Raw genomic sequence first — 19639 nt, 5'->3', positions numbered from 1 at the left:
CGTCAGGCCTTCTTGAGAAATTCCGTGCGCAGGACAAGGCCTCTGATTTTGGCATGACGGCATTCGACCTCCGCCGGATCGTCTGTCAGGTGAATGCCCTTGATCGTGGTGCCCCGCTTCAGCGTCTCTGAGGTGCCCTTGACCTTGAGATCCTTGATCAAGGTGACAGTGTCGCCTTCGACCAGGATGGTGCCGTTGCTGTCCCTGACGTCCATGTCGAATTCCTGTTCGGATACCGAGGAATAGCCCCCGTCCCGCCTCTAACGCTTCCACCGTCGCCTGTCCAGTCGCACCCCGGACATGCGAAATCCGGACATGGAAAAGCCGGACGGTCATGCCCTCCGGCTATCAGATTCCCGCGAGTGCCCAGTGAAATCAGGCGGCGATATCGAAATGACGGCGGCCGGCAATCGCCGCTTGCGCGTCCCTGATCGCCGCTTCCTTCGAATCCGGGCTGATTGCCAGGCCTTCCGCGCGGACGATCTCGATATCCGTGATCCCGATAAAGCCGAAAACCGTCTGAAGATAGGTTTCCTGATGATCCCACGCGCTGATCGGCGACGCGCCGGAATAATGACCGCCACGGGTCGAGGCGACGATCACTTTCTTGCCCTTGGCAAGGCCCTCCACGCCGGATTCCGTATAGCGAAACGTCCGGCCGGCGACCAGGATGCGGTCAAGCCAGGCTTTGAGTTGGCTGGGGACGGTGAAATTATACATGGGCGCCCCTATGACCACCACATCGGCCGCAAGGAAATCCTCGAGCGACAGGCGTGCAGCCTCGAGATCCGAAACAAGGGCGGCATCCAAACCCTCGGGATTGGCGCTCCCCGCCATAAGTTGCGCGCCGTTGAGATGCGCGAGAGGATTGGCCGCAAGGTCCCGATAGACGATCGCATCCTCCGGACGCTCCGCCTTGATGCCGGCGACGATGGCGGCCGTCAGTTGACGCGAAACGGAGTGTTCGCCGAGAATACCGGAATCGATATGGAGAATGTTCATGACAGCACCTTTGGTTCATGTGTTTATGGCGTGCCAAACATATGATTTTAAAACAATCGAGTGAGAAGCCACCTCTTTTTCGACAGGCCGTTTCCTGTTAGAAACAATCCAGGCCTAGACCAACGCCAGGGAACACCGCATGCAGGACCTCAATGATCTCGTGCTTTTTGCCGCAGTGGTAAAGAACAACGGCTTTTCTTCCGCAGCACGCGCGCTGAATATTCCCAAGTCGAAGCTCAGCAAGCACGTCGCCCGCCTTGAACAGCAGCTCGATGTCCGGCTCATGGAACGCTCGACGCGAAAACTGCGCGTCACAGAGATCGGTCAGGCGTTCTACGAGCGGTGCGAAAGCATCCTGTCGGGAGTAGAAGCGGCTGAGGCGGTTGTCGCCGCAGCGAAAAGCGAGCCTTCCGGGGTGGTACGCCTTGCCTGCCCGCTCGGATTCACGCCGGTGGTCGGCCATATCTTGCCGGAATTTCATCGGCGCTATCCAGGGCTGCGCATCCTGATCACCACCACGAACCGGCGCATCGATCTGATCGAGGAACGGATCGATGTGGCGCTGCGCGTCCGCGACCAGCTCGACACGGACAACAATCTGATCGTCCGCAAGCTCGGCGACTCCCGGCGGCGCATGGTTGCAAGTCCGGGATTGCTGAGGCGGATCGGCCCCGTTTCCATCGAGAACCTTGGCACCTTGCCGACGCTGTCGATGAACGAGCAGCACGTCACCGATACATGGCAACTCAATCACGCCGGTGGCACGAAGAAAGATGTGGTTCATCAGCCGATCATAGGCTGTGGCGATTTCGGGATCCTGGAGCAAGCAGCGATTGCCGGTGTCGGAATTGCTCTTCTGCCGGATTATTATTGCGAGCGCGGCATTCGCAACGGCGTTCTGGCGCCGGTGCTTGCGGACTGGTCGTCGAACGACGCCATCGTTCATCTGGTCTTTACCTCCCGCCTTGGCATCCTCCCGGGCGTGCGCGCGCTGATCGATTACCTCGCGAACAATCTTCCCGGAGCATTTTCCAAATGCAAGGAAGTCGATCCGCCCGGTGCCATGCTGCATGCGGCGGAGTGACAGGATGGAATTCAACCCTGTTCGCGCGGCAGTGAAGCGCGCAATCGGCTGCACGGCGATTATCGGGTCGGGGCCAGAGCATCATGACGATTGAGCAGCGAAGACGTTTCATCAGCAGGCGCAGAACCGCAATCGGAACGGCACTCGTCGCCGCCATCTCCTTCCTCGCAGGCATGACGGACGCCGTGGGTCTGCTGATTGCCGGCAATTTCGTCTCCTTCATGAGCGGCAATACCACGCGGGCGGCAGTCGCGGTCGCCGATTGGCGGCTCGGCCACGCCTTGGTCCTATTCGGAGCCCTCCTCATTTTCGTTGCCGGAAATGCGATGGGGACGGTGGTTGCTCACAAGGCCGTCCGGCGAACCTTCAATGTCATGGTTGGGGTAACCGTCGCTCTCCTTGGCGCAGCGATGCTTTCACCGGCAACCGCCCCTGTACTGCAATTCTATGCAATGGTTCTGGCTATGGGGATGATCAATGCCGCCGTCGAGCAGATCGAGGGGCGGCCGATCGGCCTGACCTACGTCACAGGTGCCCTCTCCCGCTTCGGCCGTGGCCTTGGCGGCATGATCGTTGGTGATCCGCAGCGCGACTGGGTCGTTCAGATCCTTCCCTGGCTGGGCATGGCAGCCGGCGCGCTCTGCGGCGCAGGTCTGGCCTGGATGCTTGGGCCGGCGGTTATCTGGCTGCCTTGCGGACTATCCGCCCTTCTCGCCGTCATCGCCCGCTTCATTCCGTCGCGCTTTCAAAAGCGCCTCGGACGTCCGGCGCCTCGGCTGATCACGAAAAGACCGAAAACGTAGCTGCCAGATGCCGCACCATCCCCTGTTCGCCCGCTTAAAACCTAGATACGAACGGAAAAACCCAACCCGAGGGCGCATTTTCGCTTTACACCGATCGAGAATATGCTAACTCCCTGCCCGTGCTGCCCTTATAGCTCAGTTGGTAGAGCACCTGATTTGTAATCAGGGGGTCCCGGGTTCGAGTCCTGGTGGGGGCACCATTTTTCCTTAAAGCCTCCAAACGAATATTGCCTTTCGCACCCGATGCGGAGTGCGGCTGTCGATCCGTGCGTTCAACTGTTCATGCCAAAGCGAATCATTGATTCGCGTTCATATTTGTTCTTGCTGCAGCTGGAGTTTTACGACGCAAGCTTTTGCATGGCTGCTTCAAAGTTTGATAATGGCCGGTGGCTGAAAGTGGCTAACGATGGAATTGGACTGGAACGATATTCAGAGAAACTGGGACTGGGCGGGGCATATTGTCGAAGCCTTGATCATGGCCGTGATCCTCACTTTCGTCTTCAGGCTGACATTGCCATGGCGTGTAGCCGGCATCGCCGCCCTGGCGTTTGCCGCCGGTCACTTCCATGGTCGAGAAAAACGGGACTACGAGGTGTCCGTCCATATGGCGCCGCCGCATCTCGAAGGATATTTCATGTGGCGCTGGTCCTGGGACCAGATGACTGACTTTTGGCCAGCGGCGCTGGTTTGCGCATTCGTGTCATGGATGCTCGTGAGAAAGTGAAGGATGGTGCGAATGGCGGGCCTGCTCAATGAGCCACAGCCGATCACCTGAAGCCGTCAAGATGCACCTCCATCGTACGATGCGTTTAATCAAAACCTGTCTCTCAGGTGCCGACGCCAATCCTCGATGAAGTCATACCGTCCCCGGGGCGGCGGGGAATCGCGAAGTGCCCTTACGATGAAGCCGGCCGCCACAGCCGACAGGAATGCCATGGCCAAAGACGTAAGCGGTCGTGAATTGACCGTTGCGGTAACCTGTCGACCGCCTTTTCTGACGCTGGTGCCGGTTTTTTCTCCGATTCGGGACAGGCGTTGCCGCAGTGTCGCCAATTCACTGCGCAAGGTCGAAAGCTCCTCTCCGAGATTTTCAGTACCGCGATCCGGCGCTTTCTGTTCTGGTACGCCAACAGTCCGTTGCACCGTATCGATGACGCCTAAGGGGAATGGCTCTCCCAACGGCCGGTCATTGTGTGACAAGGTTGAAGACATCAACTTTCCTCCGGCTTTCGCAGACAAGGCCGTTGCCTCATGTAGATTGAATGTCGGCGAAACCCGGTTCCCACGGAAAAGTTCCCATAGGCCGGTAGTCCTGCATCGGACCCATGCCGAACCAGACGGTGCATCAGGTGTTGCCGGAGCGAACGCGATCAACGCAAGTGGACAGTTAGCGAGTTGGAGCAGCGGTGCCCGGCACATGAAGGGCTGTCGAAGTGGAGAATGTCAGGAACGACAGAACAGCAGGTCTGCCTGATCGTGCACTTTGCTGGCGGGATGATAACAGATAAGCTCATCCCGTCGGGTGGAACCATAGCCGCCCGCACCGGTTGTTACACGATAAGCAACTAAGAGGTGAAACCTATGACGCCGATTTCCTGGACGAACCCGGTCCGGCTCTCCTTCGGGCGGGGAGAAGCGGTTACGATTGAGGGGCCGCGAGACGCGCTGGATTACCTGCTTTCCATGTGGCCCCTCTCGGATGGCGAGATGTTTCAAGCTGCAAAAACCGCATGCATGGAAGCCGACGCCGGCGTTATCCCGATCGAGGAATCGCGGGAAGCATTGATCGCCGCTGCCCGGGAAGCCAATCTTAAATTGGTATAGCTCTTCAGTCGTTTCGGGTGATTTTCTCGGTCTTGGGATGATGGCGCAATGAGGCTTGCGGCTGTTCTGGACGTTATTCCCGTTCTCAGCTGTGTTTTCCTTTCCCGGCACCATGTTTTGTGCATGATGCCGCAAGTCTCGAGCCGCTGAGCGGTCTTGGTTAGTTCATTCAGGTCGTACAGGCGTTTTATGGCTCGCACATTTAAAACCATCGCTTTCTCGGCCTCACCCACCGACGAAGCGCAGAAGGCGGCGGACGAACTGATCGCCCTTTACGGACAGACCGATCCTGAAGAGGCTGATGTGATCGTGGCGCTGGGCGGCGATGGCTTTATGCTGCACACGTTACACAAAACGATGAATTCCGGAAAACTGGTCTATGGCATGAACCGGGGGTCAATCGGTTTCCTGATGAATCGCTACAACACCGAAAACTTGCATGAACGCCTTGCCGAAGCTGTGGAAAATGCGTTCCGGCCGCTGGAGATGCGGACGATCGACGTGCACGGAAACCGCTTCCGTGCACTCGCCATCAATGAGGTCTACCTGTTTCGACAATCCTACCAGGCAGCCAAATTGCGTGTAGTGGTCGATGGCCGGGTGCGGTTGGAGGAGTTGATCTGTGATGGCGTGTTGCTATCCACGCCCGCCGGTTCCACCGCCTACAATCTCTCCGCCCACGGGCCGATTCTTCCGCTTGAAGCGCCGCTTCTGGCGTTGACACCCGTCAGCCCCTTCCGGCCCCGGCGGTGGCGTGGCGCGCTCCTTCCGAACAAGGTGACGGTCGATATCGCGATTCTGGAGGCGGACAAGCGGCCGGTCAATGCCGTTGCCGATCATGTGGAGGTCAAATCCGTTATCAATGTAAGGATTGCTGAGTCGGAGAATATCACCGCGCATATTCTCTCCGACCCGGACTACTCCTGGTCCGATCGCATTCTTGCTGAGCAGTTTTCCAATTGACGGCGGATCAACGCGCCTTGATTCGTGATCATTTCCGGCACAAACTATGGTCGCCGATTTGAATTACAGCTGCGACGGCGCAAACGGAAAGCAAAATGATGCTCGGTTTTCATTATTTCCAACCGCATCGCCCTGCCTGGACGTCAACCGCGCCGTCGCGGCTTTCCTGCCTGGTATTCCTGACAGGCCTTCTTCTCTGGTTGTCCGCCTTTTCCGGTCTCGCCAAGGCCGAAGAGAGCAAGCTTTTGCCGGACAATATCATTTTCGTGATGAGCACTGGATACTGGGAGGAAAGCGGCGCATTGCCTCAAGCAATCGACGACACGCCAGCCAACAAAGAGGTTGACCGTCAAGCCGGACAGCGTGGCTATTACAAGCTCATCGCCGTACGCCAGCCGGAAGGCAACATGCATGTTTTTCTGCAGCAGATTGCGCTCGGACCGGAAGGGCCAGAAATTTTATCCTCCGCCGAACTTGAGGAATTCTCTGAAATCAAGGCTTACATCACTGACATACGCCCCGAAAGTTCAAACGGCATTTCCCGCCAGCCGGGTCTGTTTGCCACCGTCTATCTGAAGACAGATCCGGCCACGGCTGAGCCGGAAAGCTGGACCGTGCTAGTCGACGATATCGGCGATATAAAAGTCGAACGCGCCACGAACTAGAGCGGAATCCGATCATGTTGCATCGTATCCAGCGGCGGCGAAATAGTTCTGGCATTCGTTTGGGGTGAAGAGGTTGAGCAACCGACCGATGGTTGTCCAGAGGCCGCCGATGGAGCGCTGGGCTGCCTTGCGTAAGAGAGCCTTGAGTTTTGAGAATGCGTTTTCGATGGGGTGAAATCCGGACTGTATGGCGGGAGGTATTCGAGCCTCGCGCCGACGCTCTCGATCATTTCCCGCACCCTTGGCCCCTTGTGGCTGGACAGATTGTCCATGACGATGATGTCGCCGGGCCGAAGCTCGGGCAGCAATACCTTCTCGACATATGTTTCGAAAATGATGCGGTTAACCGGTCTGTCGATGACGAAAGGCGCAATGAAGCCGCGTAACGTCAGCGCTCCGATGAAGGTTGTGGTTTTCCAATGACCATGAGGAACGCTGATGCGCAGGCGCTCGCCTCTTGCACATCGGCCATGGCGTCGCGCCATGTTTGTCGAAGCCCAGGTCTCGTCGATGAAGACGAGGCGCGCGGGGTCGAGGTCGATCTGGCCATCGAACCATTCCTGCCGCCGCTTCAGGATGTCGGGACGGTCTTGCTCCGAGGCGTGCGCACTCTTTTTTTACGCGTGATGGTGTGACGGGCAAAGAAACGCTGGATCGTGCCGAAGCCGAAGAACAGTCCTTGTTCGGCAAGGCTACGCCGCACCTCTTCGATGGTCGCATCCTTGTGCGGCCCCAAGGCTTCGAGGATGGCATTCATATGCGCATCGATGCGGGCGGAGCGCCGATCTCCGCCCAGGGCACGAGGCCGGGCATCGCCTTGGTCACGCTCAAGCTTGCGCCAGCGGCTGATGCTGGCGGCGCTCACCTCAAAACGTTCAGCCGCCGCCCGATGCGACAGGCCCTGCGAAACCGCAGCAAGAGCACGCACCCGCAAATCCATCGATAAAGCCTTCGACATATCCGCCGCCTCCATCCGGCGGCTCCTTTTGAATCAGACAAATCACGATTTGAATAGCCGGCGCGATTCAGTCAGATCGGGTGCCGCTCTAAAATCAGAAAAGCCGGACACTCGCATGCCCGGCCAATCAGCTTTCCGTGTTACCAGGCAATCACGCGATGTCGTCCATCGCGGCATCCGCGGCACCGTTGATGCGATGCGCGAGCGCTGCTTCCATGAAGCCGTTGAGATCCCCGTCCAGAACGTCCGAGGGAGCCGAGCTTTCGACGCCGGTGCGCAGATCCTTCACCAGCTGATAGGGCTGCATGACATAGGACCGGATCTGATGCCCCCAGCCGATTTCGCTCTTCGACGCAGCTTCGGCATTGGCGGCCTCTTCGCGCTTCTTGAGTTCGGCTTCATAGAGACGGGCGCGGAGCATATCCCAGGCCTTGGCCTTGTTCTTGTGCTGCGAGCGTTCCTGTTGGCACTGGACGACGATGCCGGACGGCATATGCGTGATGCGCACGGCAGAATCGGTGGTGTTGACATGCTGACCGCCGGCGCCCGAGGACCGATAGGTATCGATGCGGCAGTCGCTCTCGTTGATGTCGATCTGGATGGAATCGTCGATGACCGGATAGACCCAGATGGACGAGAACGAGGTGTGACGGCGGGCATTGCTGTCGAAGGGCGAAATGCGTACGAGGCGGTGCACGCCCGATTCGGTTTTCAGCCAGCCATAAGCGTTATGCCCCTTGACGAGAAGCGTCGCCGACTTGATGCCGGCCTCTTCGCCGTCGTGAACTTCCATAAGCTCGACTTTGTAGCCCTGGCGCTCGGCCCAGCGCGTATACATGCGCAACAGGATATTCGCCCAGTCCTGGCTTTCGGTGCCGCCGGCGCCTGAATGAACTTCCAGATAGGTGTCGTTACCATCGGCTTCGCCCGACAGCATGGCCTCGACCTGCCGGCGGGCGGCCTCGCCGCGCAGCCGCTTCAAGAGGTCTTCTGCATCCTTGATGATGTCGGCATCGCCCTCTTCCTCACCCAGTTCGATAAGGTCGATCGCATCCTGCATCTGCTGCTCGAAATCACGCACACTTCGGATGCCATCATCGAGTTGCTGGCGTTCGCGCATGAGTTTCTGCGCTTCGGCCGCATCGTTCCAGAGGTTAGGATCCTCGGCCTTGTTGTTCAACCAGTCCAGCCGTCTTACCGCCTGATCCCAGTCAAAGATGCCTCCTCAGCAGGCTTATGGCCTGCTTGATTTCGTCGACGATGTTTTCGATTTCGTTGCGCATAATTCCGCTTCTTGCAATCGCTGTGAAAGTCGGCCGTCAATAGCGACGCCCGCCGCGTCTGTAAAGGCGGCGGGCGCTGCGAAAGACGTGAGTTCGTTAAAACAGGCCGCTGCCGCCGCTATTGATGGCCTCGTTGGCCTGCGGCGACGCTTTTAGAATTTCTTCCGGCGGGACATACTGGTCAGCGCCGCCGATAACGGAGAAACTGTCGGCAGGGCCAGTGCCGGGCTTGAAGGCTTCGATGATCGTATCCGGATCGCCCTCACCGGCCGCCATGCCAGTCTTGCGGTTGACCGGAATGAGACTCATGCCCTCCGGGACCACGAACTTGACGGGCCGGGTCCCCTGAAGGGCCGCCTGCATGAAATCATTGAACACGGGAGCCGCAAGGCCGCCGCCTGTTGCACCGCGGCCGAGAGGGGCCGGGTCGTCGAACCCGAGATAGAGCCCTGCTACGAGGTCAGGCGTATAGCCCACGAACCAGGCGTCCTTTTCGTCATTGGTGGTGCCCGTCTTGCCGGCCACCGGACGATCGAGCTTGATCTTTCCGGCGGCCGTGCCGCGGGTCACGACGCCTTCCATCATGGAGGTGATCTGATAGGCCGTCATCGGATCGAGAACCTGCTCGCGATTGTCGGTAAGAACCGGCTCCTCCTGGCTTTCCCATTCTGCGGCATTGCAATTGTCGCAGGTGCGCTCTTCATGCCGGAAGATGGTTTTGCCATAGCGATCCTGGATACGGTCGATCATCGATGGCTTGATCTGCTTGCCGCCATTGGCAAGAACGGCATAGGCCGAGACCATGCGCAGCACCGTGGTCTCGCCCGACCCGAGCGACATCGCCAACACCGGCAGCATCTTGTCATAAATACCGAAGCGCTCGGCATATTCCGCGACAAGGTTCATGCCCATGTCGTTGGCAAGCCGAACCGTCATCAGATTGCGCGATTTCTCGATGCCGAGGCGCAAGGTGGACGGGCCGGCAGAGCCGCCGCCGTAATTTTCAGGCCGCCACACCTGTCCGCCTGTAACGAGCTCGAACGGCGCGTCCAGAATGACGGAAGCGGGCGTATAGCCATTGTCGAGGGCTGCGGCATAGACGAAAGGCTTGAAAGACGATCCCGGCTGCCGCATGGCCTGCGTCGCCCGGTTGAACTCGGACTGACCGTAGGAGAAGCCACCAGCCATGGCCAGCACACGGCCCGTCTGGGGGTCCATAGCCACGAGACCGCCCTGAACCTTTGGCGGCTGGCGCAGGCGATAGTCGCCCTCCACATCCGTCGGCTCGACATAGACGACGTCGCCCGGACCGAGAACGCCTTCAGGCGAGCGGGCCGAACGGCGGTCGCCGGTCGATGAGCGATAGGCCCACTGCATTGCCTTGGCGGCGATATGGCCGGTCACACGGTCGGGACCGATTTTTCCCGCCGTATCCTTTTCCGGCTGAATGCCGATATCCACGCCCCGATCATCGACGGCAAGGACGACAGCGAGCTTCCACTCCGGGATATCCGACAGCGCCGGAAGCTTGCCCAGCGGCTCGCCCCAATCCCCGCCGATCTCGATCGCCTTCATCGGGCCGTGGAAACCACGGCGTTCGTCATAGGAGACAAGAGCGTTCTGCAGGGCGCGGCGGGCCTCGACCTGCATGCGCGGATCGAGCGAGGTGCGCACCGAGAGACCGCCCTCGTAGAGCGCATTATCGCCGTAGCGCTGGATAATCTGGCGGCGGACTTCCTCGGCAAAATATTCGGAGGCGAAAAGATGCGATCCGCCGCGCCTCAATGTCACACCGAGCGGCTGTTTCTTGGCCTCTTCGCCGTCGCTCTTGGTGACGTAGCCGTTTTCGACCATGCGATCGACCACCCAGTCGCGGCGCTCGATGGCCGCGGCTTCCTTGCGGAACGGGTGGTAATTTGCAGGTCCCTTGGGCAAAGCCGCGAGATAGGCGGCTTCAGCCACAGTCAGTTCGGTAACCGACTTGTCGAAATAAGTCAGAGCCGCACCGGCGATGCCGTAGGAATTCAACCCGAAAAAAATCTCGTTGAGGTAAAGTTCGAGAATGCGGTCCTTGCTGTAGGCCTGTTCGATACGGAACGAAAGGATGGCTTCCTTGACCTTGCGGTCGATCGTCTGGTCGGCCGTGAGAAGGAAGTTCTTCGCGACCTGCTGGGTAATCGTCGATGCGCCGACAGGGCGGCGGCCAGAACCGAAATTCTGAAGATTGACGGCGATGGCGCGGGCAAGGCCGGTGATATCGACGCCGGGATGCTGATAGAAATTCTTGTCTTCCGCAGAAATGAAAGCGGCCTTGACGCGGTCCGGAATCGCCTGGATCGGCAGATAAAGCCGTCGCTCGCGCGCATATTCGGCCATCAGAGCGCCGTTGCCGGCGTGAACGCGGGTGGTGACGGGCGGCGCGTAGCTGTTGAGCACCTCGTAATCAGGCAGGTCCTTGGTTACATGCCCGAGATAAATGGCAGCCGCAGCAGCGATGCCAAGCACCATGAATGCGCCAATCCCGAAGAAATATCCAATCAGTCTGATCATCAGCAGATACCGGTACCCTGTTATCGTCGTCTTCTGTGCCACGCATGCGACGCGGTGACTATCGCGCAGATTGTTCCATTGCGATCAAGCGACAAACCAAGCCTCGATCAAACCCTACCGACGCCGCTGCAGTCCAGCAATCGCTCGTTTGGAATCGACGCTTTCACGCATACAGTGCAAGCACCCGATAACGACGGGATTGTGAGCATAATAGGGCTTAGCGCTATTTAAGGCAGGCCACCGCTTTGAAAAGCATACTGCTGTTACCCCTGCGACACAAATCACATCGGTGTTGATCTCTGAAGATATGGTGTTGGGCTCACTCAGCCCCCGTCGGCAGTCTTGCCGCTACGATAGGTTCTGACCGCTTCCACCAGCAAGCCCGACACTTTTTTGCGCCATGCCGGATCGGTCAGAAGCTTTTCGTCGTCCTTGTTTGACATGAAACCCAATTCGAGAAGGATCGACGGAACGTCGGGAGCCTGCAGGACACGAAAGCCTGCGTGGCGATGCGGATTGTTGATCAGGTTGATTTGTCCCTGAAACGACGTCACGACCGAGCGGGCGAGATTGATGGCAAAGGCCTGGGTTTCGCGGCGGGTAAGATCGATGAGAATATCGGCAACCTCGGCCGGTTCGCTCGTCAAGGCCACGCCGGCGATTTCATCGGAAAGGTTTTCGCGCTCGGCCAAGTTCGCGGCGAGATGGTCTGACGCCTTGTCGGAAATGGTATAGACGGTTGCGCCCCGGATATCATGTTGTTTGAGCGTATCTGCGTGGAGCGAAATGAAAAGATTGGCGCCGCGTTGGCGGGCGATATGGACCCGCTCCGGCAGCGACAGGAATTCGTCCTTGTCGCGCGTCAGAAAGGCCTCGATGCCGGCCTCCTCGTTCAAGGTTTTTGCCAACTCCTGAGCAAAGGCCAGCGTTACGCTCTTCTCCTCGATTTTCGTGTCTGCGCCGATCGCGCCGGTATCGATGCCGCCATGCCCTGCATCGACGGCGATCACGAATTCGCCGTTCGAAGCCGGCTCGACGCTGCGGGCCGTCTTGGTCGCGGCGACGGACCCCGTCCATTTCTGTTCGCCAAGCAATTCGGCAAACCGGGCGTCGGTCACTCTCTCCGCATCGAGGACCAGCCGGAAGCCCTTGCTCCCCTCATCTTCCCTGACGCTTGCGCCGGAGATTGCAACCGGTTTTTTCGCCGTGAGGACGATCCGCGAACTGCCCGCACCCATCGCGCCATAGCGGATCTCCGTGAAGACGCCACGCGCCCTCAGGTCCTCCGGCTTCAAACCGAAGGCGGTCTCCGGCAGGTCGACGATCACGCGCGCGGGATTGCCGACATAGTGGACGAAAAATTCAGGCTTCCTGTCGAATTCGATGACCACCCGTGTGCGGGCATCGTCTCCCGCGATACGCGCGCCATAGGCGAGCAACGGCGCCTCTTCAGCCCGCGCTCCGGCAGCTAGTCCAAAGAGCAAAGCGAGGAAAAGGCAAGGCCGGATTATTTTCGAGAGGAACAAACGTGTATTTCCTGTTGCCTGTCGGTTATAAAGAACAGCGCTTCATCAAAACTCTGGTTGTGTCGCAGCTGGTGGAAACCACTGATTCATGACCCGATATGGTTAACCACAGCTTACCGGCAGAAAGAAAGCGAAGTGCCCCGCCCTACCTCGCGGCTCATCACAACCCTTCAAGCGAATCAATCAATATTAAGGCGCTCCCGGCTTTTCCCTTGCCATTGTGACATAGAAAACATAAAAGCTTCATGCGGAGAAAGTGTTGACGGGATAGAATCAATGACCGGCAGCCGAAGGGTATTAAAGCCCCGGCGCCAGAGTATGATCAGAACGGTTTAGATCCGTTCCGTATAGATCATATCTCGGACAGGCAGTCATGTTTCATCCGCCGTCGTTCCACAGTCTCCTTGTATGTCGAATCGTGAGTTCCGGCGGTGGCCGGTGCATTAATGGTGGCAATCACCGAAAGCCCGTCACCGGGCACATTCATCGGGCTCAAAGGCCCAGTATATTGGCTTTCTTGTTTGGTCATCGACGTTGTCTCAGCAGTATCGGTCAGAAGTAAACGGGCCCCGGAACGAACACCTTCCGGCTGCCGTCTGGCTGTTGAACCATCTCCCCGGCCATACAGGATCATTCACATCCGGCGATAAGCCCGATCTGTGTGGAAGATCTTCCTCCGGGCATGATTTTCCCGCCATTTCGTGGTTGCGCCGAGGAGCACCCCTTACATGGCAGAGAAAATGCTTATCGATGCGTCTCACGCTGAAGAGACGCGCGTCGTCGTCGTTCGCGGAAACCGCATAGAAGAATTCGACTTCGAATCCGAACACAAGAAACAGATCCGCGGCAATATCTATCTTGCAAAAGTGACCCGCGTCGAGCCTTCGCTGCAGGCCGCTTTCGTCGATTACGGCGGCAACCGCCACGGATTTCTCGCCTTCGCGGAAATTCATCCCGATTATTATCAGATCCCGCTTGCCGACAGGCAGGCCCTGCTGCGAGCCGAAGCGGAAGAGGCGCGCCGCGACGACGACATCGAGCATGTCGAGACCGGTACCAATCTGGGCTCCGAGGCGGAAGAAGAAACGGCTCAGGCAACTGACGATGAGGCCGTCGCTGCAGACGCGACCGCAGTTGAGGCTGTTGTCCCGGTGGAAGACGCCTCCGCTGAGGCCGTTGAGATCGAAGACAAGCCCAAAGCCAAGGCCAAGCGCCCGCGCCGCAGCAAAAAGGCGCTCGCCGCCGAGGCGGAAGCTGCCGCCGATGTATCGACAGATACGGACGATGAAGACGGGCAGAGCGGCGAGATTGCCGCCATGGTCGATACCGACAGCATCTCGGAAGATACCCGCGGCCGCCGTAATGCCGACGACGAAGACGATGACGATCATCCTGAAGAAAAGGAAATCATCGAATCCGTCGGCGCCGAAGACGCCATGGAGGAAGTTCCGGATCGTCAGGCAAGCCGCCGTCCGCGCAAGCAATATCGCATCCAGGAAGTCATCAAGCGTCGGCAGATTCTCCTGGTGCAGGTTGCCAAGGAAGAGCGCGGCAACAAAGGCGCGGCGCTGACCACCTATCTTTCGCTGGCCGGGCGCTATTCGGTGCTGATGCCCAACACTGCCCGCGGGGGCGGTATTTCCCGCAAGATCACCAATCTGCAGGATCGCAAGCGCCTGAAGGAAATCGCAAGAATGCTCGACGTGCCGCAGGGCATGGGTGTCATCCTGCGCACCGCCGGCGCAAACCGGACAAAGGTGGAGGTCAAGCGCGACTTCGAATATTTGATGCGCCTGTGGGAAAACGTCCGCACGCTTACGTTGGCTTCTACAGCTCCCTGCCTCGTTTACGAGGAAGGATCGCTGATCAAGCGCTCGATCCGCGATCTCTACAACAAGGATATCAACGAGATCATCGTGGCCGGAGAGGAAGGCTACAAGGAAGCGAAAGCTTTCATGAAAATGCTGATGCCCAGCCATGCCAAGGTGGTTCAGCCGTATCGCGACGTTCATCCGATCTTCTCGCGCTCGGGCATCGAAGCCCAGCTGGACCGTATGCTCGTGCCGCAGGTGACGCTGAAGTCCGGCGGCTACATCATCATCAACCAGACCGAAGCTCTGGTGGCGATCGACGTCAACTCGGGCCGCTCCACGCGCGAGCATTCGATCGAAGACACGGCGCTCCAGACGAACCTGGAAGCCGCCGAGGAAGTCGCGCGCCAGTTGCGCCTGCGTGACCTTGCCGGTCTCGTGGTCGTCGACTTCATCGACATGGAGGAAAAGCGCAACAACCGCGCCGTCGAGAAACGCCTCAAGGACCATCTGAAAAACGACCGTGCCCGTATTCAGGTCGGCCGGATCTCGCATTTCGGCCTGCTTGAAATGTCGCGCCAGCGTATTCGGGCGTCCGTGCTGGAATCGACCATGCAGATATGCTCGCACTGCAACGGCACGGGTCACGTCCGTTCGCAGTCCTCTGTCGCACTGCATGTGTTGCGTGGGATCGAAGAATATCTTTTGAAGAACACGACGCACAACATCACCGTACGCACGACGCCGGATATCGCGCTCTACCTCCTCAACCACAAGCGCGGAACGATTATCGATTATGAGGAACGTTTCGGCGTTCAGATCATCATCGAAGCCGATGCCCATGTCGGCGTGCAACATTTTGCCATCGACCGCGGCGAAGCAGTCGAGAACCCTGTCAAAATCGACCAGATCATTCAATTCGAGCCCGAAATCGACGAAGAAGACGATATCGTCATCGAAGAGGATATCGAGGAAGAGGACGAACTGGAGGTGGCCGTCGAGGCCAAGGCGGAGCGCGTTGAAAAGATCGAGCGCGGCGAACGCGAGCCCGCCGCAAATGGCGACGATCAGGCCAACCGCAAGCGCAAGCGCCGCCGGCGCCGGCGGGGCGGACGGGGCGGCGATTCGAATGGCGAATTGCTCGCTGCCGACACTATCGAAGGCACATCCGAGGAAGACGGCGATGAGGACGAGGGTGACGACGCTGTACAAGCGGCATCCGATGACCTTCAAAATGCCGGACTGACCGAGGAAGAGCGCCAGAAGCGCCGCCGCCGCCGCCGCGGCAAGCGCGGTGGCCGCCGCAACCGTCCGGATGAGGCTGAAGGCGAAATCCTCGCTGAGGGTGCAGAAGAATCATTCGAAACGGTCGTAGGCGACACTGTTGAGTTCGTGGACGACGCACCTGTCGAGGTTCCTGCCGAAGCCGCTGAGCCGGAGGCGGTAAACGAGGATCTGCCGGACCTGAACGTGGCAATCGACGAGGACGCCAAACCTGCCAAACCGAAGCGGGGCCGCGGCAAGAAAGTCGCTGCCATCGATGTCGATCAGGCGGCGGTGTCGGCTGACACATCGACGGCTGATGCGGACGCCCGTTCCGCCGTAGAGTCACAGGAGGAGCCGAACGCGGTTGTTGACGTCGAAGAACCAACCGTTGAGGATGCCGCTATCGAAGAGGCTGCGGCCGATCTGGACGAAGCAAAACCCGAGCGCACCAATCGGAATATTGATATGGTCGCCAGCGAGCCAGTGGTCAAATCGTCCACATCGTCGCAGGGAGATGATGCGTCAAAGCCCAAGAAGGGCGGCTGGTGGCAGAAGCGTGGCTTCTTTTAAGCCTTGTCGGATTTGATGTTTTTGGGAGGGCGGTCTTTTTAGGCCGCCCTTTTTCGTTGTTCCATCCGGAACAGCGAAGCACGGCCTCAGATGGCATTATCCGCCAATGAACGAAATGGCTGTTCACGCCAATCCGAGGAGACAATCATGCAAGGTTTCTTAGCCGCCGCAGTCATTGCCGCCACGTCGGCGGCTTCCAGTGCTACCCTTGCCGAAACGATCGATGGCGGTCGTCAGCGGCACAATGACTACTACTACGCAAGCTATGACACAGCTTTCCAGCCCGTTTGCATTGATCGCAATATCCGCATGAAAAATGCCGATGGAACGGTAACTGTGAAGAAAGTCCGTGTTTGCCGCTGAGCCGGTTCACTGCTCGTGGCGCTGGAGACTGTGACTTCAGCCTCAAGACCTGTTTATCCCCTTGATGATACAAAAATTTAACGACGGAAAATTTAAGGCGTAGTCTGTCGCCCTTCCCGGTAGCCAGCCTCGCGGAAATGGGTCCGCGCAGCAGCTTCGGGATCCGTTGAGTTTCGCAGCGGGGCCAAATCAGCATTGGCACGAATATAATCGTCCCAGTTGAACCCCGCATATCCCGGAAAACGGCCTTCCTTATGCCCGTTCGCCTGAAAGTGGGCCAACCCTGACGGGAACAAGCCCGCTCTCACGGCACCTCGAACATCCGGGTTTGCATCCAGATATTCTTTTTCGTCAAACAGTATGAAGGCCCGGACGATGCCACTCAATCCGGAGGCGCCTCCAGTTTCCGACTTTCTCTTTCCCTGAAATAAGTCAAGCATTATCGACACCTCTAAAATATAGATCATTGAATTTATAGTTTATCGCGAAACATCGAAAATTCAATAGCTTCGTGCCCCATTTTTAGGCCGATAACGTTATGCAAAATAAATAGGCACATTTCCGAGGAGGCGATGAAAATTCCGGCTCTGCCGTGCTCGACATCTACTCTCTCTTTTTGACTGCAATATTAAGCCCTAGTCGTTTCGGCACGGCAAAATCGGGAAACAGCAGGCTCATCTTCTGAATCATCGCCCTCGCAGGGTGATTCCGAAATCAAGCCTAGTCAGTTGATTTACCTTATTTTTACGCCAACCACCGGCCGATGCGATCCATGGCTTCGGCCATATCCTTGCCGTCCCCAGCATAGGAAAAACGCATGGTCCGGTGACCTTCGAGCGGATCGAAATCCAGGCCGGGCGTGGCAGCGACGTTAATTTCTGCAAGCATCTTTTTCGCAAAATCCATGCTGTCATTGGTGAACCGGCTGACATCCGCATAGGCGTAGAAGGCGCCATCCATGGGCGATGCAATGCCTAGTCCTATTTCCGGTAGACGTTTAAGCAATAAAGCGCGGTTTGCGGCATAGGAGGCCCTGTGGAGATCGAGTTCCGCTGCCGCCCCGAGTGCGGCTTCCGCTGCAATCTGGGATAGTTCCGGCGGCGAAATATAGAGGCTTTGCGCGATCCGCTCGAAGGCCCGCACGAGGGATCCGGGCAGGATCATCCAGCCGATGCGCCAGCCGGTCATGCAGTAATATTTGGAGAAGGAGTTGATAATGACGGCGTCGTCAGTGACGCTGAGCGCCGTCGTTTCCTCGCCTGCAAATGTCAGGCCATGGTAGATTTCATCCGAAATGAAGGCGATGTCGCGCTCGCGGCAATAGCCGGCCAATGCCGCAAGACCGGCCTTTCCGGTCACTGTGCCTGTGGGATTGGCCGGGCTGGCGAGAAGGACGCCCTTCAGCCGTTTGCCTGATTTTGCTTCCGCGGCTGCCAGATTGGCGGGCGTCAGCGTAAAACCGTTTTCGGCGTCCGCTTCGACTTCCACCACGGTCAAACCCAGGGCAGTCAGAATGTTGCGATAGGCGGGATAGCCCGGGCGCGCGATTGCAACGCTGTCACCCGGATCGAAAAGCGCCAGAAAGGCAAGATTGAAAGCCGCCGACGATCCGGTCGTGACGGCTACGCGTTGCGGGTCTATCTCGATTCCATAGCGAGCGGCATAATGGCTTGCGATCGCCGATCTCAGCGACGACATGCCCAGGGCATCGGTATAGCCGAAGCGTCCATGAGCAAGCGCCGCACGGGCTGCATCAAGTGCTGCCTTCGGCGCTGGATGGCTCGGTTGACCCACCGCCATGGAGATTACCGGATGCCCAGCCTCCCGCCGCTTCGTCGCTTCGGCAAGAACGTCCATCGCGTGGAAAGGCTCAACGGAACTGCGGCTGGAAAGCGGCGTCAACGGCACATCCTCGATAGGCTTCTGGTACATGGCGATGTGCCAGATCGCAAGAACCTTCACAAGTGCGCGAATGCCGCATTTCCGCCGACTTTACGGTTTCGTTTGACGTGCCGGCCCCCTATGGTTACGGCAGCAATGCGTTGTCTTTCAGCAGGCCCAGGGTCTTTGCAGTTGACCGGCAGTTGCTCCTAAAGGCTATGAGGAAGATATGAGATTGAACGTCCGCACCGCTTTCGCTTCGACCTTCGCACTTTTGACGGCAACCGCCATCGTACCACAGACCGCCCATGCGCTCGATGACAAGCAAAAGCAGGAAATGGGCGAGTTCATCCGCGAATACCTTGTCGCCAATCCTGAAATTCTTCTGGAGGCCCAGCAGGCCTTGAAGAAAAAGCAGGCTGACGAACAGTTGAAGCAGGCTCAGTCCGCCATAAAGGACAATGAAAAGGCGATTTTTCAGTCGAAATTCGATGTAACTCTTGGCAACCCACAGGGCGACGTCACGATTGTGGAATTCTACGACTACAATTGCGGTTACTGCAAACGTGCGCTGTCCGACATGGATGCCATTCTCGAAACGGACAAGAATGTCCGTTTCGTGCTGAAGGAATTGCCGATACTCGGTCCCGATTCGCTGGCCGCCCACAAGGTGAGTGCTGCATTCCGAGAGATCGCACCGGAAAAATACGGCGAATTCCACCGGGCCCTTCTCGGTGGAGAAGATCGCGCCACGGAAGAAACAGCCATCGCCGTTGCCGTGCGCCTTGATGTAAAAGAGGCGGACCTTCGGAAAAAAATGGAAGAAAACGGAAGCGACGAAGGCGTCAAGGAGGCCTATACGCTGGCAAACAGTCTGGGTGTTACCGGCACTCCATCCTACGTGATCGGTCAGGAAACCCTGTTTGGTGCCGTCGGCGCTGACGAACTCGCGCAAAAAGTTGCCAATGTCCGCTCCTGTGGCAAGACGATCTGCTAAGTATCATCCTTGCTCAAGCGGTGGGCCGCGGAGAGGACATTTCGAGGAAGCATAGGGCTTTTCCTCGGTAGGCCATCCGGCTATAGGTATTCC

Annotated in this window: 17 protein-coding genes, 1 tRNA gene and 1 pseudogene; 10 read left to right on the top strand and 9 right to left on the bottom strand. The window is 58.1% G+C overall.

The genetic code is table 11. The features are described 5' to 3' along the window. Positions 1-2 precede the first annotated feature (2 nt). Together PY308_RS09895 and PY308_RS09890 are read right to left on the bottom strand one after the other, a co-directional pair. Positions 3-215, bottom strand: a complete 213-nt coding sequence (locus PY308_RS09895; protein ID WP_275790760.1) for an alkylphosphonate utilization protein — start codon at positions 213-215, stop codon at positions 3-5. Positions 216-375: 160 nt separating this feature from the next. Further along, a complete protein-coding gene (locus tag PY308_RS09890; RefSeq protein ID WP_275790759.1) occupies positions 376-1002 on the bottom strand; it encodes an FMN-dependent NADH-azoreductase in 627 nt (208 codons plus the stop codon). 139 nt (positions 1003-1141) lie between these two features. Here PY308_RS09890 and PY308_RS09885 point away from each other — a divergent pair, with 139 nt between their 5' ends. The 7 genes from PY308_RS09885 (at position 1142) to PY308_RS09855 (ending at position 6341) form a co-directional block, all read left to right on the top strand. Beyond that, positions 1142-2086, top strand: coding sequence for a LysR family transcriptional regulator (locus PY308_RS09885; RefSeq protein WP_275790757.1), 945 nt, complete (start codon positions 1142-1144; stop codon positions 2084-2086). An 83-nt stretch (positions 2087-2169) separates the two neighbouring features. Then, positions 2170-2889, top strand: coding sequence for a YoaK family protein (locus PY308_RS09880; protein ID WP_275790755.1), 720 nt, complete (start codon positions 2170-2172; stop codon positions 2887-2889). A 124-nt stretch (positions 2890-3013) separates the two neighbouring features. Next, positions 3014-3089 (top strand) — tRNA-Thr (locus PY308_RS09875). Positions 3090-3295: 206 nt separating this feature from the next. Then, on the top strand, positions 3296-3613 hold the full coding sequence (locus PY308_RS09870; RefSeq protein WP_275790753.1) for a hypothetical protein: 318 nt from the start codon (positions 3296-3298) through the stop codon (positions 3611-3613). A gap of 857 nt (positions 3614-4470) precedes the next feature. After that, complete coding sequence (locus PY308_RS09865) at positions 4471-4713, top strand: DUF982 domain-containing protein (protein WP_275790751.1); 243 nt, start codon at positions 4471-4473, stop codon at positions 4711-4713. 189 nt (positions 4714-4902) lie between these two features. Beyond that, positions 4903-5676: an NAD kinase gene (locus PY308_RS09860; protein ID WP_275790750.1), complete on the top strand. Its 774-nt coding sequence runs from the start codon at positions 4903-4905 to the stop codon at positions 5674-5676. 245 nt (positions 5677-5921) lie between these two features. Beyond that, positions 5922-6341: a hypothetical protein gene (locus PY308_RS09855; protein WP_434064224.1), complete on the top strand. Its 420-nt coding sequence runs from the start codon at positions 5922-5924 to the stop codon at positions 6339-6341. Positions 6342-6353: 12 nt separating this feature from the next. On the opposite strand, the pseudogene PY308_RS09850 reads toward PY308_RS09855, so the two are convergent. The 5 genes and pseudogenes from PY308_RS09850 to PY308_RS09830 all read right to left on the bottom strand — a co-directional run bounded on the left by PY308_RS09850 (position 6354) and on the right by PY308_RS09830 (position 13292). Continuing rightward, positions 6354-7299 (bottom strand): annotated as a pseudogene (locus tag PY308_RS09850) (IS630 family transposase). Between the two features lie 151 nt (positions 7300-7450). Next, positions 7451-8582 (bottom strand): peptide chain release factor 2 gene (prfB, locus tag PY308_RS09845; protein WP_275790748.1). Its coding sequence is split into 2 segments (ribosomal slippage): positions 7451-8512 and positions 8514-8582, totalling 1131 coding nucleotides; the frame shifts between segments, so codons are not numbered across the junction. A 96-nt stretch (positions 8583-8678) separates the two neighbouring features. Then, entirely contained in the window at positions 8679-11132 is a 2454-nt protein-coding gene (locus tag PY308_RS09840; protein WP_275790746.1) for a penicillin-binding protein 1A, read from the bottom strand. 323 nt (positions 11133-11455) lie between these two features. Beyond that, positions 11456-12658 carry an N-acetylmuramoyl-L-alanine amidase gene (locus PY308_RS09835; RefSeq protein ID WP_434064223.1) on the bottom strand — a complete coding sequence of 401 codons (1203 nt, stop codon included), beginning with the start codon at positions 12656-12658 and terminating at the stop codon, positions 11456-11458. Between the two features lie 352 nt (positions 12659-13010). Then, positions 13011-13292, bottom strand: coding sequence for a hypothetical protein (locus PY308_RS09830; RefSeq protein ID WP_275790744.1), 282 nt, complete (start codon positions 13290-13292; stop codon positions 13011-13013). Between the two features lie 94 nt (positions 13293-13386). On the opposite strand from PY308_RS09830, the gene PY308_RS09825 reads away from it, so the two are divergent. Both PY308_RS09825 and PY308_RS09820 read left to right on the top strand, forming a co-directional pair. Continuing rightward, complete coding sequence (locus PY308_RS09825) at positions 13387-16305, top strand: Rne/Rng family ribonuclease (RefSeq protein WP_275790742.1); 2919 nt, start codon at positions 13387-13389, stop codon at positions 16303-16305. 147 nt (positions 16306-16452) lie between these two features. After that, positions 16453-16668, top strand: coding sequence for a hypothetical protein (locus tag PY308_RS09820; RefSeq protein ID WP_275790741.1), 216 nt, complete (start codon positions 16453-16455; stop codon positions 16666-16668). A 92-nt stretch (positions 16669-16760) separates the two neighbouring features. Here the strand turns inward: PY308_RS09820 and PY308_RS09815 are convergent, their stop codons facing one another. Together PY308_RS09815 and PY308_RS09810 are read right to left on the bottom strand one after the other, a co-directional pair. Next, positions 16761-17108 carry a hypothetical protein gene (locus PY308_RS09815; protein WP_275790739.1) on the bottom strand — a complete coding sequence of 116 codons (348 nt, stop codon included), beginning with the start codon at positions 17106-17108 and terminating at the stop codon, positions 16761-16763. 304 nt (positions 17109-17412) lie between these two features. Continuing rightward, positions 17413-18600 (bottom strand): pyridoxal phosphate-dependent aminotransferase, encoded by a 1188-nt coding sequence (locus tag PY308_RS09810; RefSeq protein WP_434064222.1) that lies wholly within the window; start codon positions 18598-18600, stop codon positions 17413-17415. Between the two features lie 178 nt (positions 18601-18778). Between PY308_RS09810 and PY308_RS09805 the strand changes: the two genes are divergently transcribed. Continuing rightward, entirely contained in the window at positions 18779-19546 is a 768-nt protein-coding gene (locus tag PY308_RS09805) for a DsbA family protein (protein ID WP_275790737.1), read from the top strand. Positions 19547-19639: the final 93 nt, after the last annotated feature.

It is taken from the genome of Pararhizobium gei, from assembly GCF_029223885.1.
Lineage (GTDB): Bacteria > Pseudomonadota > Alphaproteobacteria > Rhizobiales > Rhizobiaceae > Pararhizobium > Pararhizobium gei.
The sequence above is the reverse complement of the archived record's forward strand: the minus strand, read 5'-3'. Positions and strand labels throughout refer to the sequence as shown.

Bases quoted from the DNA above. Each gene is read 5' to 3' on its own strand.
- PY308_RS09895 (WP_275790760.1), bottom strand. From the start codon at position 215: ATGGACGTCAGGGACAGCAACGGCACCATCCTGGTCGAAGGCGACACT.
- PY308_RS09890 (WP_275790759.1), bottom strand. From the start codon at position 1,002: ATGAACATTCTCCATATCGATTCCGGTATTCTCGGCGAACACTCCGTT.
- PY308_RS09885 (WP_275790757.1), top strand. From the start codon at position 1,142: ATGCAGGACCTCAATGATCTCGTGCTTTTTGCCGCAGTGGTAAAGAAC.
- PY308_RS09880 (WP_275790755.1), top strand. From the start codon at position 2,170: ATGACGATTGAGCAGCGAAGACGTTTCATCAGCAGGCGCAGAACCGCA.
- PY308_RS09870 (WP_275790753.1), top strand. From the start codon at position 3,296: ATGGAATTGGACTGGAACGATATTCAGAGAAACTGGGACTGGGCGGGG.
- PY308_RS09865 (WP_275790751.1), top strand. From the start codon at position 4,471: ATGACGCCGATTTCCTGGACGAACCCGGTCCGGCTCTCCTTCGGGCGG.
- PY308_RS09860 (WP_275790750.1), top strand. From the start codon at position 4,903: ATGGCTCGCACATTTAAAACCATCGCTTTCTCGGCCTCACCCACCGAC.
- PY308_RS09840 (WP_275790746.1), bottom strand. From the start codon at position 11,132: ATGATCAGACTGATTGGATATTTCTTCGGGATTGGCGCATTCATGGTG.
- PY308_RS09830 (WP_275790744.1), bottom strand. From the start codon at position 13,292: ATGATCCTGTATGGCCGGGGAGATGGTTCAACAGCCAGACGGCAGCCG.
- PY308_RS09825 (WP_275790742.1), top strand. From the start codon at position 13,387: ATGGCAGAGAAAATGCTTATCGATGCGTCTCACGCTGAAGAGACGCGC.
- PY308_RS09820 (WP_275790741.1), top strand. From the start codon at position 16,453: ATGCAAGGTTTCTTAGCCGCCGCAGTCATTGCCGCCACGTCGGCGGCT.
- PY308_RS09815 (WP_275790739.1), bottom strand. From the start codon at position 17,108: ATGCTTGACTTATTTCAGGGAAAGAGAAAGTCGGAAACTGGAGGCGCC.
- PY308_RS09810 (WP_434064222.1), bottom strand. From the start codon at position 18,600: ATGTACCAGAAGCCTATCGAGGATGTGCCGTTGACGCCGCTTTCCAGC.
- PY308_RS09805 (WP_275790737.1), top strand. From the start codon at position 18,779: ATGAGATTGAACGTCCGCACCGCTTTCGCTTCGACCTTCGCACTTTTG.